Below are 15,283 nucleotides of genomic sequence, written 5' to 3'. Positions count from 1 at the left end.
ACATTGCCATCGAAGGAGCTAGGCAGCGTGGGGCGGGAGCTCCAGTCATGAAATATGCCGACGAATTTGGCGACAAGACTATCGCGCACGGGCTCTGCGTGCGATTGGCGCCGAAGCCGATTCGCAAAGGGAATATCGGTTCATGGAATTCTGCGGCGGACACACGCATGCGATTTCCCGCTATGGCCTGGAGGATATATTGCCTGCGAACGTTCGGATGATCCACGGGCCGGGTTGTCCCGTCTGTGTTCTGCCCGCCAGCCGGATCGACATGGCGATCAGGCTCGCCGAGCGGCCGGAGGTCACTCTCTGTGTTTATGGCGACCTGATGCGCGTCCCCGGCTCGCAGGGAAAATCCCTGCTGAGCGCCAAGGCGTTTGGCGCCGACATTCGGATGGTCTACTCGACGCTCGATGCGATCAGGATCGCCGAACAGGCACCGAATCGGGAGGTGGTCTTTTTTGCCATTGGATTTGAGACCACGACGCCGCCGACGGCGGTGATGATCCGGCTTGCCGAGAAGAAATGGCTGAAGAGTTTCAGTGTTTTCTGCAACCACGTGCTGACGCCCTCGGCGATGCACAGCATTCTCGAGAGTCCCGGTATCCGCAATATCGGGCGGGTCGAAATTGATGGCTTCCTCGGGCCTGCGCATGTCAGCACCATCATCGGCACGGAGCCTTACGAGGTCCTCGCGGAACAATTCGGCAAGCCGATCGTGATAGCGGGATTTGAACCGCTCGATATGATGCAGGCGATCCTGATGCTGGTGCGGCAGGTGAACGAAGGCCGACATGAGGTGGAGAACCAATACAGCCGTGCGGTGACGCGGAAAGGCAATCGGCGCGCCCAGGAAGAGGTGTCGGATATCTTTGAATTGCGTGACCAGTTTGAATGGCGCGGGCTCGGACTCGTACCCCATAGCGGATTAAAGCTAAAGCAGGCTTACGCTCAATTCGACGCCGAGAAGCGCTTCGCGATGCACGAAGTGCGTGTCGCCGATAATCCGGCGTGCGAGTGCGGGGCCATCCTGCGTGGCGTGAAGAGGCCGGTTGACTGCAAGCTGTTCGGAACCGTCTGCACGCCGGAAATCCCGATAGGATCGTGCATGGTCTCATCGGAAGGCGCCTGTGCCGCGCATTGGACGTATGGACGGTTTCGCGATTATCAGTTGAGGCGGGCGTGATGAGAGCAACGGCCTATCAACGCAAGCTCGACATCGAGAACGGACGGGTCGACCTGTCCCATGGCGCCGGGGGACGCGCCATGGCGCAGCTGATCTCCGGCCTGTTTCACGAAGCCTTCGGGAATGAATGGCTCGCCCGCGGCAACGATCAGGCGGCCTTCGATGTTGGCGCCGGCAGGATGGTGATGACGACCGATGGCTATGTCGTTTCGCCGCTGTTCTTTCCCGGCGGCAATATCGGATCGCTCGCGGTGCACGGCACGATCAATGATGTCGCGATGGGCGGCGCGCGTCCGCTCTATCTATCGGCAAGCTTCATCATCGAGGAGGGCTTCCGCTTTTCGGATCTGAAGACGATTGCAGATTCGATGGGCGAGGCCGCGCGCGCCGCCGGCGTTTACATCATCACGGGTGACACCAAGGTCGTCGAACGCGGGAAGGCGGACGGCCTGTTCATCTCGACGACGGGGGTCGGGGTTTTGGCCGATGGGCTCGATCTCTCCGCGGAGAAGGCAAGGGTCGGCGACCGCGTGCTGGTCTCTGGCAGTCTCGGCGACCATGGTGCGGCGATCATGTCGAGGCGCCAGAATCTCGCTTTCGAGACCGAGATCGTCTCGGATTCCGCGGCGCTGCATGATCTCGTAGCCCTAATGGTTGCGGCGGGCGGCAGCAGCATCCGGGTGATGCGCGACCCCACGCGCGGCGGTCTTGCCGCGATGCTCAACGAGATTGCGCATCAGTCGGGCCTCGGGTTCCGTCTGCAGGAAGAGGCCATTCCGGTGAAGCCGGCGGTTGCCGCCGCCTGCGAACTCCTTGGGCTTGATCCGCTACATGTCGCCAACGAGGGCAAGCTCGTTGCCATCGTGGCGGCTGATATGGCCGATGCCGTGCTTGCAGCTATGAGGGGGCATCCGCTCGGGTGCGATGCTGCTGATATCGGCGAGGCCGTAGCCGACAGCCATCAGTTTGTGCAGCTGTCAACCAGCTTTGGTGGGGGGCGAATTGTCGATTGGCTGTTGGGCGAACAATTACCCCGGATCTGTTGAGCACAATAGCAACTTCTGCCATTTCGTTGTTGCTTTGAGCAGATCGCCCGAGCGATTCCTCATGAAGCATCCTTAACATCAAGCCCTGCTTCAACATCAGTCGTGTAATAAATTCGGTCCTCTCACAAACGTCAAATGAGTCCCGCTATCATGCTGACCGGACCTTAGCAGGGTTCGATGGAACGCAGATTTCGCGGGTAAGAGCGGACCGTTTGATATGGCGCAAAGACACAGGGGAGCGCAGCGCTTAGGGTGATGCTGATATAAGCTTGGGAAAGCAACCGTTGCAGGCCTCAATCCTGAAAAAGTATTGCGATGCCCGCCTGCCTTGGTACACCATCTATCCAACTGTACCGGAGTTCTCCGCGGATGTCGGTGCACAGGACTGTGAGAAATGGCTGAGGCGCCTGCCGCCTGACGACTCCGTGTCGCTCTATCTCCACATTCCGTTCTGCCGGTCGATCTGCTGGTATTGCGGCTTTCCGACGGCCGTCAGTCGCCGGGGTGCGCCGATCCTGAATTATCTGTCGGTGCTGCGTGAGGAGATCCGTTTGGTCGCGGAGCAAGCGCCGCAAGCGCTGCCCGTGAGCGACGTGCACTTCGGCGGCGGAACGCCGACCGTCATCGCGCCAGCGGAGTTCCTGGCCCTGATGGAACTCCTGCGCCGCCGCTTCGCGTTCAGGAAAACGGCTGCAATCGCCGTCGAGATCGACCCGCGCACGTTCACGGTCGAGATGGCCGAAGCGTTAGGAGCAGCCGGCGTGAACCGCGCGAGCCTCGGTGTGCAGAGCTTCGATCCCATCGTTCAAAAAGCGATCAACCGGGTCCAGAGTAAGGCGCAGACCGCCGCTGCCGTCGAAAATCTTCGCCGGCACGGAATAAGCCGCATCAACTTCGACCTTATTTTCGGTCTCCCAAATCAGACGGTGCAGTCCTGCGTCGAGAGCACGACGATGGCGATCGCCATGCGCCCAAACCGGCTTGCGGTTTTCGGCTACGCGCACGTTCCTTCGTATATGAAACGTCAGCGCCTGATCGATGAGGCAGCGCTGCCGGACAGTGCTGCCCGCGCCGAACAGGCCGCGGCCGTGGCCGATACGCTGGTCGACGCCGGCTACCACCAAATCGGGCTCGACCATTTCGCCTTGCCGGACGATGAGCTCGCGCTGGCGCAGAAAGCCGGTCGCCTGCGGCGTAACTCCTTGGGCTACTCGGCCGACACCTGCAAAACCCTGATCGGCTTCGGCACGTCGGCCATCGGCCGTCTCGGCGACGGTTACGTCCAGAACGATGTTGCAACAGGCTCCTACAGCCGGCACATCAGAGCTGGCCGTCTGGCGACGTCAAAAGGCTACCGTCTCACCGATGAAGACCGCGTCCGAGCCGCGATCATCGAGCGGCTCATGTGCGATCTGGAGGCCGACGTGCCGGCAATCTGTGCCGCCCACGGATTTTATGCGAACCCTTTTCTCGATTCAGCTGAACGCTTGGCGATGCTCGCCGAGGACGGGATAGTCGACATCGAAAAGGGTTTCGTCCGCGTGAGGCAGGAGCACCGCTTTGTGATTCGCGCTGTTGCTGCCGCATTCGACGCTTATCTCAACCGTTCACCTTATTAACAAGCCGCGTAAACGGATCCAAAAGCATCACCGCTCGTCGCTAACAGGACGGCGCCTCGACCATGTAGAAATGGTTCTATGCAATCTGATCCAGACTGCCCTCGGTGCGGCAACGATGTCGACGGCCTCTGCGAGCGTCACGTTGGAGACCTGGCACTGCCGTAAGCCTTGGCACCGTAATCGCCCGGCTGGCCGCTTGGCGAGAAACGATCAACCGCGTTGAGCGGGAGCTGGCGGGCTGGATTAGCCTGTAGCACTCTGGGACGTCATCAAGGCTCGTCCGCGTTCGGTCCTGAGATCAGCGGCGCGCCCCCGACAGAAACCGGCCCTTGTGGTTTAGTCGATCGCACGGGTTTCCTGGCCGACTCCGAAACGGCATGGCCAGGACGATTAACATGAGGAGGAGAAGCCGTGGGTGCCGGACTCAGCAACGAGTCGACCCGTAAAGTGAGCGCCGCAATTTGATCCGAGATTCGTGTTAAATCGGCGAGCTGGGCGCTGATGCTGCGGCTGAGTTCCGCGAGCTCATCGCTAGTCTTCTGTTGTCCCGACTGAATCTCCGACAGGGCCGCTCTGTCCTCAGGTGACAAGCCTGGCATTGGGGCAACTTCACGAGCCGCCGACGTCTCGACAATGTGTTCGACGTTGGTCCAAAAATAGGCTCCTGCAGCGCACAGGCCAACGAGGATAACTACGAGCACTAAAACCCACGGAACGCGTCTCGGCGACGTGTGCAATACCGGCGGCAACTCCGAACCGGTTGCTTGATCCATCATCTCCATCATCCCTCGCTCGATGTCGCGGCCCGGGTTGGCTTTGCTCGTTGACGCGCTATCACACGAGGGTCAAGAGCTGCAACGAGCCGCAACCATCGACAAACCGTTATCCGCAAGTTGCCCTCATCGTTTGGCCATCCACTCCTGTGATCGGTGCGTTGACACTTTTTGCGCATCGCCGGCTCCTACATCATAGCGCTACTGCAAAGCAATACTTCTCGTCTTCATCGGCCATGGCGCAGCATTTCCTCGCCATTCAGAAAAACTCTGCGAACAATCTCCATTTGCCGACCCGAATGCGAGCCAGTAGTTATTTCCTGAATTATCCTTCAGGCTCGTATCGAGCCAGGCATCGCCACTTACCGTGGCCCGCAAGTCCATCCCTTGACGAGACGCGCCACTTAGAGCTCTACGAGCTGTCGGTTGGGGCCACTCTTCACGCGCCGGAACACTCGGCTCGTACCCAACTACTCTTGAAGCTATCCTGGCCTGCGCAGTCGAATACGGAGCACAACGCCAACTGTGTTGAGCCAAATTGCACAGAAAAATCTTGGGGAAAATAAACCCATTCGGAGGGTCCGGCGGTCGGCATAAATCTGCAAGCTCAATGACGCCCTTCCTCTCGCCTACGTCACCGACATACTGAGGATGATCGTCAATGGTCACCCGAACGACGAACTCAGCCAACTTCTTCCCCGGGCCTATCCGGGCAACCCTTCAAAGCCGTCGCTTGAAAACGACGCTAATGATGCAGATCAACAAATCGCGGTTTCACTGCGTTCCCGCCGAGAGATGGGCGCGTAAAGAGCTGAGCGGCTGCAGCGCTCACGAGTGACCGCCGCCCGGTTTCCACCGGACCGAATGTCACCATCGCCGGAGTTCGTCTAGTTGTCGAGGAGGCCTCATCCGGAGCAGCGAAACAGCCACGATCCCTGCATCGACAGGCAACGCCTTGCGACCCAGTCAACTACTAACGTCAGCAGTTGGAGGAAATGACGGACATGTGGCAATCGGCGGTTGATGAAGGTCGCGCGGGTCACACAGTCAAGGAACTGGGATGCAATATAGAACTGGTCGCTCCAACGGCCCTGATGGATGTGCCAAGACGTCTGCGGCTATCAAATCGGCTCCAACCGCGATCTCTCCTTTCTTATGCATGCCCATGATGGACCTTCTGGCGCGATCGCCGAGCGCACAAGTTTCAAAGCTCTCTGGGCTTCGGGCCTCTCAGTTGCCTCGTCTCTCGGCTGCCGCGATGGCAGTGAAGCATCATGGAACCAACGCGTCGTCGCTGGCGTGCGAGCCTGGCTTTCTGATGACTGCTATCTTCTCGAAGAAGACGTCTTCTTCGATCAGAATGCTGCACGGCCGAAATCCTTATGCTTGTGGTGGAAGAGGCGGGTCGTTCGCAGTGTATTGGTGGCGAGGACAGCAAGGCGTTGTCCGCCCCTCGCCACTATCTCGCCGAGCGAAGGCACCGAATAAAACCGGCCGCTCTCGACACCGAGGCAGCGCAACAGAACTGCGTTGGAACAGTCGATTAGCTTGGCCGCGGTATGGCGTGCTCGACACGTGCCTCGCCGATGAAGCCAATAGCGTGTCGGCCGGTGACGAGGTGGGAAGGCTCAGCGGGTATCGCTGAGCTAGACGAGCCGATTGCTGCCAAGCCCCGGAGCCTACGGACATTAGAAAATTGGGGGGGAGCTCCGGGCCAATCAGGCCGGAGCGCAATCCATTCAAGACTAGCAATACGGACGCGGAGTTCACTATGCATGGTTACTTTGTCGTAGCGACGGCTGCGGCGCACGTTTTCAGCTTTCGATCAACTACGAAGCAAAGAGGGCTTGCTATCGCACTCTCCCTAGCAGCGAGCCTCGTCGGCAGTTCGGCGCTAACACAGACTGCCAATGGGCCTAAGCCAAAACGCGACATTCCAGATGAGGTTGCTAAAAGAAGAATTGAGAGGGAGTCCGATTCGGTCACAAAATTCCGAAGCCGCCAGCTCAAACGAGCAACGCTTCTGGTCGGTAACTCGGCGCTAGCACAAACTGCCAGTTTGCCTTCCGCAAAGCGGGACAGTGCGGATGAAATTGCTAAGAATAGAACTCAAAAGGAGATTGACCCATTCGCAAAGTTCGAGAACCTCCGCGAAAAAGGCATGTGGCTCAATATCCCTGGTCCTGCCGATACGATAGATCATGATAAAGGCGGCGTTAGATCCGCGCTGGCAGACGTCGGGATCGGCTACGTTGGCGGGACAGTAGTCAGCGTCATAGACAATCAACTGCCAAATGCAGCCAGAGCCACCACCGCCAATCAGCTATACCTGGGCCAGAATCCGACATTTAGTACCGTAAATTTCATGATAGTGACCTACGATCTCAGCCGCTTTGGAATTCCCGATGGTCAGATCATCGTGGGAGCCGAGCAGCAATACTGGACATGGAAACCCGGCGGGCCAGATAGAGCAGGTCTCAATACGTTGGCCTACTACCAGACGTTCTTCGACAGGAAACTCGAACTCAAAATGGGCTACCTCAGAAATGTAAATGAGTTCGCAGGCACATTGGTCGGAGGGAACGCAGGAGCAAGCGTTTTGGCCCCCTCGTCGAATATCCTGTATCAAGCTGGCATGAGCAACAATGCCGCTCCTACGCCAGCTCTCAACGTGAAGTACAATTTTGATGATCACCTATATGACAAGGTCTCAATCCAGCGCTCAATCAGTCCAGACGGTCAGTATGCGCAGATCAGCGAAAATCCCGCCGGCTTAAGCTGGAGCACGGCCAACGCGGGCATTCTTTTGCTTGATGAAATTGGCTACAAGAACAAAGCTGCTCCGGGCTCACCCGAGACCTGGTTGCGGGCGGGCGCCGGTTTCAATAACAGCAGCTACAAGAACTTGCAGTATCCGCAGCAATCGAGAGCCGACGCGAACAGCGTCTACTACGTCGCAGGGGACAGGCAACTCTGGCAATCTGATGTCCAAGGCTCGGCATATCGTGGTATCTATGGTGGGTTCTCTGTAATGTACGCTCCGCCTGACCTAAATAAAGTCAGTCAATATTACGAGCTTCGTCTTTATGCAAAGGGACTGTTTGAGAGCCGGCCCAGTGATCAGATTGCTATTGTTGCTACCAACACCGTTTGGAGCAACTTTGCAGTGGACGCTGCCTTGGCTAAAGGGAATCTCGTGCATCGCGACAGCACAGCGATCTTGGCTACCTATACCGCGCATCTGGCACCCGGGATATATGCAAGTGTAGGACTGGCATACATCAACAACCCGACGAGCATTACACACACGCGCCAAACAGGGCATGCTCTGAATTTGTTGGTGTCTACCTCAATATTCTTCTAGGCCCTCAAGGCTAGTCACGTGAATCTAAAGTTCGCCACATAAAGTCTGTTGAGCTTTGTGGCAGAAGCGTTTGACTGAAGCCAAAATCTGGTCTGCTGACTTGGTCCATTTGAAGGGCTTCGGGTTTCTGTTATGCAGGTCGATGAAGGTACGTATGTCGGCCTCGAGCTGCCTGACGGAGGTGTGGACGCCTCGATGGATCTGCTTTCTGGTGAGTTCAGCGAACCAGCGCTCGACCTGACCCATGATGCGGACGTCGGCGTAAGATGGACATGATAGTGCGGCCGGCGGGCGAGCCACGCTTTGATCTTGGGCGGCTTGTGGGTGGCGTAGTGATCGACGACGATATGGACATCCAGCCCTTCAGGAACTTGAGCATCGATCTCTTCTTGAGAAAGTGGCGGGAAACAGCCTGGAATCGTTTGTCACCGAGCGGTTCACCCAAGGCGGAGATTATTGGCTCCGGCGCGATCTCCAATCCCATTCGGGAAGCGTTCTATGCGGCTGATTGAGGTTCGACACCCAGCGCTCTTCTGATCACAACGTTCGAGTTAGGCCCATGAGCATCGGTCGAAGACCAGCACCAACACTGTCCGATTACCCCAGATAGTGTTGCAAAAGTCGAAAGTCGCAAGGCTCAGGAATTGTCGCGAAAGCACTAAGCAGCGAGCGATCGCTGATCGTATGACCTCATTCGCGTTATTGAAGTCGCCTGTGAAATTTTGCGTGACGCCGTGAGGTCCCTCACATTTTGTATACGGAATTCGCACCTACAGCCCCCAGAATTTTGGTCATCGGCGAACATCGACTTTTGCAACACAATCCCCCAGAAAGCGGACCGCGCGTCGTTGGTGATGGTCTTCGGCTTGGGGCCAAGAGCGGGCACTCAGCTCGCTCCTAGCTCTAATCGCGGGGGCCCTGCCGCGGCTGAGGATTGTTGGCGGGGTTGGTATCGTACTTCGATATCCGCGTGATGAGCCCGCTAGTGGTGAGCGGTTGCAAGTCCGCCTCCAGCGAGTCGGCAATCTCCTTGGCATAGATCTCCCGCTCGTCTACGTAGAGCGCAAAGGACTTCAAATACTTTTCCTTCTTCGCTGCATTCTCGATCGTCGCCTTTGTCCACTGGTAGAGCGGATAGTTTTCGACGCCGTGCTCTTCTGCTGCGGCGGCATACTCCGCAAAGGCATCGAACTGGCATTTCGGTGCAGCGCGATGCTTGGCGAGAATATCGAACAGCGGTGCCAGTGCCGGAGCACGGAGTTTTCGGCCTACAGATTCCGCCGTAGCGGAATCATTCACGTCGAACCTAACCTGATACTGCCAGTGAGAAGCCACGCTATGCTCGCCTTCTGGTCGCACCCGATTTCCTCCTTTTTGCCATCGCAAGGCGCTACCGCTTCCTCACGGGAAGGTCCGGCATGCATTGTATCACAAGCTGGCCGCAATGTCAGGCCGACCGTTGGGTTAGTAGCTCCTCTTTTCAAGGCTCTCGTTGGACGAATGAAAGTCGATCACCACCCGTTAAGTGCCGCGGCCGATCTCCTCTATGCCATCACTTGCCGGCACCTTGAACTCAACTCGCTGTCCCTCGAGGTTGATTACCTGGGCCGTCGCGCACACGTGGTAGTCCTATAGGCGTGGCGGCGCAGTGCTGTACGTCTACTGCAGCGCCGACCGCGCTCTTGATGAGGCTCGCGAAAATCAGGTCTTCGTCAGACCCGCGCTGGCCGTTTGACCGCACCTAGTACAAGCAGCGAACGCGGCAGCATAGTCCATAACGGCCGGATCTCCGTGAATGTGCGAGCGCGTCATGGCTGCTTGGTGACCTTTACGCGCGTTACACTGCGCCGGCCATCAATGCTGACGGGCACGTCACCCTCGATGGTGGCGCGACGAACGACGCGATGCTGGTCGCCGTAATCATTGACAGCATAATGGTGCGTGGCGCGGTTATCCCAGATCGCGACATCACCATCCCTCCAGTTCCAGCGCACGGTGTTTTCGGGCGCGGTGATGTGAGACTGGAATATATCAAGCAGCTTTTGGCCGTCATATTTGGGGATGCCAAGAAAACGCTGTACCAAAGCGCCGAGCACTAGCGTCCGCTCTCCGGTCTCGGGGTGGACACGCACGACGGGATGCTCGGTTTCGAAGATGGTTCTGGTGAAGACCTCGTCAAAATGCTTCTTATCGACCTCACGGACTCGGGCCATTCCGGCATAGTCGAAGACGTTGCTGTGAACGGCCCAGAGCTCGTCTGCAAGCCGTTGCAGCGGTGGCGGCAGATCGAGATAAGCGGCCGCGGTGTTCGACCAGACCGTATCACCGCCGAATGGTGGGATCACAACGGCCCGCAGCACCAAAATCTTGGGATAGGCTTCGGCGAAGGTCCCATCGGCGTGCCACACATCGGCCCGGCCACCACCGCGAGCGGAGTCAAGCTCGAGGAGCGATGCCGTTCCCTTGGCAACGCCGAGCATCGGATGCAGCACCAGCTTCCCGAAAAGGGCAGCAAATCGCTCCTGCTCGGCATCGCCGAGGTGACTTTGGTCGCGGAAGAAGATCACCTTGTGGTCGAGCAGCAAGCGGTTGATTGCAGCGATCGTCTCGTCCGGCAAATCGCTCGAGAGCTTGATATTTCTGATTTCGGCGCCGATGCGCGCTGCGCGTTTGACGATATCGGTACGCGGAATGACATTCTCGATCAAGGTCGTTTCGCTCATGGATGTTCCAGTCTTTGCGGTTTCTTTCACCAAACGAACGTATTCAGCTGCGACCCGGAATCGGTGAACGCTAGATTGGTAATCATCAAATCCGCGGCAATCGGCCGGTTGGTGCGCTATTCGTACGACGCAAAATCGGCCACGCACCTATCGCAGCTAATCCGTACCCATTTTCGATGGGATGCGCCTGAAACTCGCCGGTGCCCCTTGCCTCCGTGCGGCATTAGCTTGGTTGAGGATCGACGATCCCGCAGGTTCAACTTCGAAAAGTCTCATCGAGACTGCCTTCGATCATTGGTTTGGTGAAACTTCTCTACTATCGCAGATGCGGTCTCGTCCTTCTAAGAAGATACGAAGCGCCTGGTTTGCGGGGCGGACGGCAGGTGACGTCACCGGGGTTTCAAGGCAGACCTCGCATTTAGCGAGTGATCTCCAGCAAGCACCGTGCCAGCCCCGAAAACGAGCCGCGAACGATTACCTGCCGGCAAGAGCGCCAAAGGAATCGCGAAAACCGGCGCGACGGTCACCGGATTAGGCCGATAATTCGATCAGATAGCCGGCTAGCCCCGATGGCCAGCGCGCGCGAAGAAGCAGAGCCTAACGATACGTGAGGTCGAGCGCCTAGGTCGGCGCCAACGGCACAGGGACGCATGATCGTCAGGCATCCGTCCGCCTCAGCACGAGAGGCGATAGTCATCAGATGACTTTCCATCTTTCAACATCAGACGCGTCGGGTTCCAGACGGAGGTGTCGGAGATCTGACAACCTGCAGCGTCGATCCAAAGGCATGCTAGCGGCTGCGCGTGTTTTCTCTCGTGAAGCAAGGCACACACCAAACTCCGGCACCATCGCGGCACCCCTGATCTCGATGTGGTGGCACCTGTCATTCCTGAGCTGCTCCGGCGATAGCCGACCGCCCGATGCGCGTAGATCCAGATCGAGTTACGGGTGCTGCTCGACAATACCGACGTCGCATCGTTTGCAGCTCTCCGCGAGTGATCGAAGATCCCGTCACAAGAACATCGCGGTTCACGTTTGCCGAGGTTACATTCCCAGGAGAAGAGGACCGTGACCCCGCCTCGCTGCTAGTGTTCTGTCCCGCAACTTCGTAGCATGGTTATTGCATGAGTTCCGGGTATCCCGATGAAGGAGATACCGATGCGCACCGGACGGGAAGGCGATGCTGACGATTTTCAGCGACGAAGACACGCAGCTCACGGCCATAACACGGTCGCGCTCGCTGTCGCGGCGCTGACGCAGCGAACAGAGATCGTGCTGGCCTGCCAACGTGAGCCGAGCGCCATCGTCTTGGCGACGCGGCTTGGTGGTCGGCCCCATAGGATCGGGCAAAAGGCCCAATCGCTCTATCGCCAATCGAATCGCCGATCATCTACGATGAGACGCATACCAGCGGACCCCGCGCGGTTGAGGGTGAGGCTGTGGCCGAGCTGATCAGCAAGACACTTCTCGCAGGCCCAAAGCCGCAATCCATTGGACCGTGCGCCGATCTAAAGGGACGGAAATTGCCAAAAGCACCGTTCATCGCCTGTTCCAACTCTCCGGTCTGCGGCCTCACTGTACCCGCAGCTTTAAACCCTCGACCGATGCTTTTTTGTCGAGAAGTCCCGCTTCCGGAAGATTGGAAAGCGATGGAGGAGAGTGCTCGCATGAGTGAGAAGGGCGATGACGCGGCCGCCATCGAGGAGCTGCTCCAACTGCTGATCGACATCCTATCGTCAGCAACTCGGCTTCCGCGCGGCCCAGAAAGCGATGCAGCGTTACTGCAGATAGGAGAACTTCAAAAAAGTGTAGGCGTAGTCCTGCTGAAGCGGTTTTACGATAAAGCATAGCGAGCTCCCATTGCCGTGGGGCAGAGGCTGCCTGCGGACAATCTGCTTCAACTTACGACGGAGCCGCCTAAGGCTCGCAACGAGATGTCGGATCTCGCTTGGCGCTGATGACTCCAGGCGAATCTATACCCACCCCATCGGCCGCCAAATCGTTACAGTCAGCAATCGGCGCAGCACAGTGATGGAGCGCGCAGATTCGGCACGAAGGCGCACATCAGAGTCGAGCTCTTGGGCTGCCGCGAGACTTGGCATCGCTGCACTTCACGTGCCAGCGTGGTGAAGACGTGAAGAAAATGCAAGGGGCTATCCGCCGAAAGGCGAGAATGCGCAACAGCTCCCATACTTCCTCCGCGGTCCAGTAAGGGACCGCGATATGCGACAGAAAGTTCGCTGGTTGCGAGCGGCTTGATAAATGGGTCCCATAACCAGGCAGACCTTGAAGGGAGCACATTGCATATCGCGCACAACCTTCTGTTCTAGACACTCGTGCTGAAGCACCATCGGCTATTTTGTTTCAGGGGAGGGTGAGAGATAGGACAATGCAAGCGCTAAGCGTCTGCGGACTACCGGCGCGGCCGTAAAGTTCTGAACGCCGCCGAGCGGCGGCGGTTTGCTAGAGCCGGCTACTCGGGTCGCTCCGAAATCGGTCGGTTGTGCCGCCCTTTTCACTCAGCGGCAACAAGACCTCCGAAATCTTCCTATCGGTACCGGCCGCATTGAACTCGATAGCTGCATCGTAACTGTCCCGACGCTCAAACGCCTCAAGCCCGGTACGCGAAAAAGCCCGGTACTTTCCACCATGTGTGCTGTGATGATGCCGCTCGATTACGCGCTCATAAAGAGGCCCACCGCCCGGATCGGGTAGTGCATCGAGAAGCTTGCTGAGGCTGTCGAACCCGTGATCTTACGGGGCTATCACGGCTGCAGCACGGCCGACGCCGGCATTTATCACCGTGAGGAACTTCGCACGAACGACCGTCGGGGTGATGACCGAAAGATTGCGGCTCATCACCGATGGCGAGCAGTCCAATCGCAAAGAACTCTTCGATTTCTTACAGCATATATTACAAAATCCGAACGTGCGCACTGTCGTGCTTTACGGGTCCTACCATGACGATGGAATCGGTCCTTGAAGAAGCTCTTGCAGAGGCCCGAACAGCACTCTCGCAGCGGCAGTCTCCGGCAGCCCTGACCAAGAGAGTTGAGGAGGCGGGCAGCTTAATCGAGCCGGCTGTGCTTTGCCAAACATCAATTCTCAACGTGCGGGTTTTTGGCCAAATTCATAAAGCTGAAGCGAGGCGAGCAAGTTCGGTTAGCTAGTGCAACGGAGGACTGGCCGGATGGCTTCATCGGAGACCTCGTAGGTGATGCAGGCCGGCCGCAAGCAAGGTGACGAATAGCGAACGAAGAATGTCAATAAAAGAGCCCGATCGCCAAGAATTGCTGACGAGTTGCGCGTGAGGCCGAGGTCCTCATCGACCTTGTTGTATGGCGAAGCGCGCGGTTCCGCGGGCCGCGCTCACAAATCAGACCCGAAGTTTGAGCAAACTGCGTGCTCATCGTCTCATGCGCTGGCTCCGCCGCGATGCTTATCCAGTGCGGTATCAAGGCACCTGATCAAGGTCTGTCCGGCAAAGGGCTTGGCCAGGAAGCAAATTGCTCCGGCGCTCAGCGCGCGCGCGCGAACGCGATCATCGGGAAAGGCAGTGATGAAAATGAACGGTGCACCGTAACCTTGAGCCCGCATATGTGTCAGCAGGTCCAAGCCGCTCATAATCGACATCTGCACATCCGCAATCACACACGATGTTCCGTTCAGGTGGGGCGAGCGCAAGAACTCCTCGGCCGACACAAATGTATGAACGATATAGCCGCGGGACTTCAAAAGATTATCTATCGCAGCACGTACCGATCCGTCGTCATCGACGATGGAAATGAGCGGAGGCGTGGACAAGACGATGCCCTCTAACGCGGGAAAGGCGCTTGCCGAAGCATAGTCGCCTGGATCAAGGGTGGGCTTGCGGGATGAAATTGTAAACTCATACTTAGGCTTATTCGGGCTGGTTGGCACAAATTCCGAGGGTCTCAGCCATTCTGATTAAATCGGCCAGCGACCGTGCCCCCATTTTCTTCATCACTCGTCCGCGATAGATCTTGACGGTAATTTCGGCGAGCTCGAGCTCTGCCGCTACTTGTTTGTTCATAAGGCCAGCAGCGACCAGTTTCATCACTGCCTGTTCGCGAGGGCTTAACGTCTCGAACAAGGATTGCAGGTTCGCAACTGTCTTCTCAACCTCTCGCCTCTTGCGATCCCGTTCGGTCGCGGCGACGACGGCGTCAAGCAGCTCCTGATCGCGGAACGGCTTGGTAAGAAAATCGACCGCTCCACCTTTCATGGCCTTGACGCTCATTGGAATGTCGCCGTGGCCAGTGATGAAAATAATCGGAATGTGAAGGTTCAACTTGGCTAGCTCGGTCTGCAGCTCGAGGCCGCTCAATCCCGGCAGCCTGACGTCAAGGACGAGGCAGCTGGCAACCTCCGGAAGCTTGCCTTGCAGCATTTCCTGGGCCGATCCGAACGCAGCAACGTCCAAGTTCACCGATCGAAAAAGATTCGAGAGCGAACGACGTATTGAGACGTCGTCGTCGATCACGAACACGATCGCCCTTCCGCTGGGCTCCTCGGCCTTCACGCCTTGGTGCGGCGAGTCGGAGAGCCCGG

At 57.7% G+C, this 15,283-nt stretch carries 9 protein-coding genes and 3 pseudogenes; 7 read left to right on the top strand and 5 right to left on the bottom strand.

The window, feature by feature from the left end; genetic code table 11:
* The first annotated feature begins 47 nt into the window (after nt 1–47).
* The 6 genes and pseudogenes from hypD to HCN50_RS00990 all read left to right on the top strand — a co-directional run bounded on the left by hypD (nt 48) and on the right by HCN50_RS00990 (nt 7,988).
* A pseudogene (gene hypD / locus HCN50_RS01015) lies at nt 48–1,186 on the top strand (hydrogenase formation protein HypD).
* Nucleotides 1,186–2,232, top strand: coding sequence for a hydrogenase expression/formation protein HypE (hypE, locus tag HCN50_RS01010; protein ID WP_171707758.1), 1,047 nt, complete (start codon nt 1,186–1,188; stop codon nt 2,230–2,232). The pseudogene hypD and the gene hypE overlap by 1 nt, the downstream one beginning before the upstream one ends.
* A 284-nt stretch (nt 2,233–2,516) precedes the next feature.
* Nucleotides 2,517–3,851: an oxygen-independent coproporphyrinogen III oxidase gene (gene hemN, locus HCN50_RS01005; RefSeq protein WP_171707757.1), complete on the top strand. Its 1,335-nt coding sequence runs from the start codon at nt 2,517–2,519 to the stop codon at nt 3,849–3,851.
* A 1,370-nt stretch (nt 3,852–5,221) separates the two neighbouring features.
* The gene (locus tag HCN50_RS34150) at nt 5,222–5,431 is read left to right on the top strand and encodes a transposase domain-containing protein (protein WP_171580847.1); all 210 of its coding nucleotides are present in this window, start codon (nt 5,222–5,224) and stop codon (nt 5,429–5,431) included.
* A 291-nt stretch (nt 5,432–5,722) separates the two neighbouring features.
* Nucleotides 5,723–5,914, top strand: a pseudogene (locus HCN50_RS34660) (isocitrate lyase/phosphoenolpyruvate mutase family protein); the annotation flags it as partial.
* A gap of 481 nt (nt 5,915–6,395) precedes the next feature.
* Nucleotides 6,396–7,988 (top strand): carbohydrate porin, encoded by a 1,593-nt coding sequence (locus tag HCN50_RS00990; RefSeq protein WP_171707755.1) that lies wholly within the window; start codon nt 6,396–6,398, stop codon nt 7,986–7,988.
* Between the two features lie 24 nt (nt 7,989–8,012).
* Here HCN50_RS00990 and HCN50_RS00985 read toward each other — a convergent pair.
* The 3 genes and pseudogenes from HCN50_RS00985 to HCN50_RS00975 form a co-directional block, all read right to left on the bottom strand.
* Nucleotides 8,013–8,377, bottom strand: a pseudogene (locus HCN50_RS00985) (IS630 family transposase); the annotation flags it as partial.
* Between the two features lie 514 nt (nt 8,378–8,891).
* On the bottom strand, nt 8,892–9,323 hold the full coding sequence (locus HCN50_RS00980; RefSeq protein ID WP_171708394.1) for a hypothetical protein: 432 nt from the start codon (nt 9,321–9,323) through the stop codon (nt 8,892–8,894).
* A gap of 473 nt (nt 9,324–9,796) precedes the next feature.
* Nucleotides 9,797–10,711, bottom strand: a complete 915-nt coding sequence (locus HCN50_RS00975) for a TauD/TfdA dioxygenase family protein (RefSeq protein WP_171707754.1) — start codon at nt 10,709–10,711, stop codon at nt 9,797–9,799.
* Between the two features lie 1,667 nt (nt 10,712–12,378).
* Here HCN50_RS00975 and HCN50_RS00970 point away from each other — a divergent pair.
* Entirely contained in the window at nt 12,379–12,561 is a 183-nt protein-coding gene (locus tag HCN50_RS00970; RefSeq protein ID WP_171580721.1) for a hypothetical protein, read from the top strand.
* A 1,564-nt stretch (nt 12,562–14,125) separates the two neighbouring features.
* On the opposite strand, the gene HCN50_RS00965 is transcribed toward HCN50_RS00970, so the two are convergent.
* Nucleotides 14,126–14,515, bottom strand: a complete 390-nt coding sequence (locus HCN50_RS00965; protein ID WP_171707753.1) for a response regulator transcription factor — start codon at nt 14,513–14,515, stop codon at nt 14,126–14,128.
* 97 nt (nt 14,516–14,612) lie between these two features.
* The gene (locus HCN50_RS00960; RefSeq protein WP_311966977.1) at nt 14,613–15,254 is read right to left on the bottom strand and encodes a response regulator transcription factor; all 642 of its coding nucleotides are present in this window, start codon (nt 15,252–15,254) and stop codon (nt 14,613–14,615) included.
* Nucleotides 15,255–15,283 lie beyond the last annotated feature (29 nt).

The sequence above is a fragment of the Bradyrhizobium archetypum genome (genome assembly GCF_013114835.1).
Lineage (GTDB): Bacteria > Pseudomonadota > Alphaproteobacteria > Rhizobiales > Xanthobacteraceae > Bradyrhizobium > Bradyrhizobium archetypum.
Note: the sequence above shows the minus strand (reverse complement) of the source record. Positions and strands in the feature narration are given on the sequence as shown.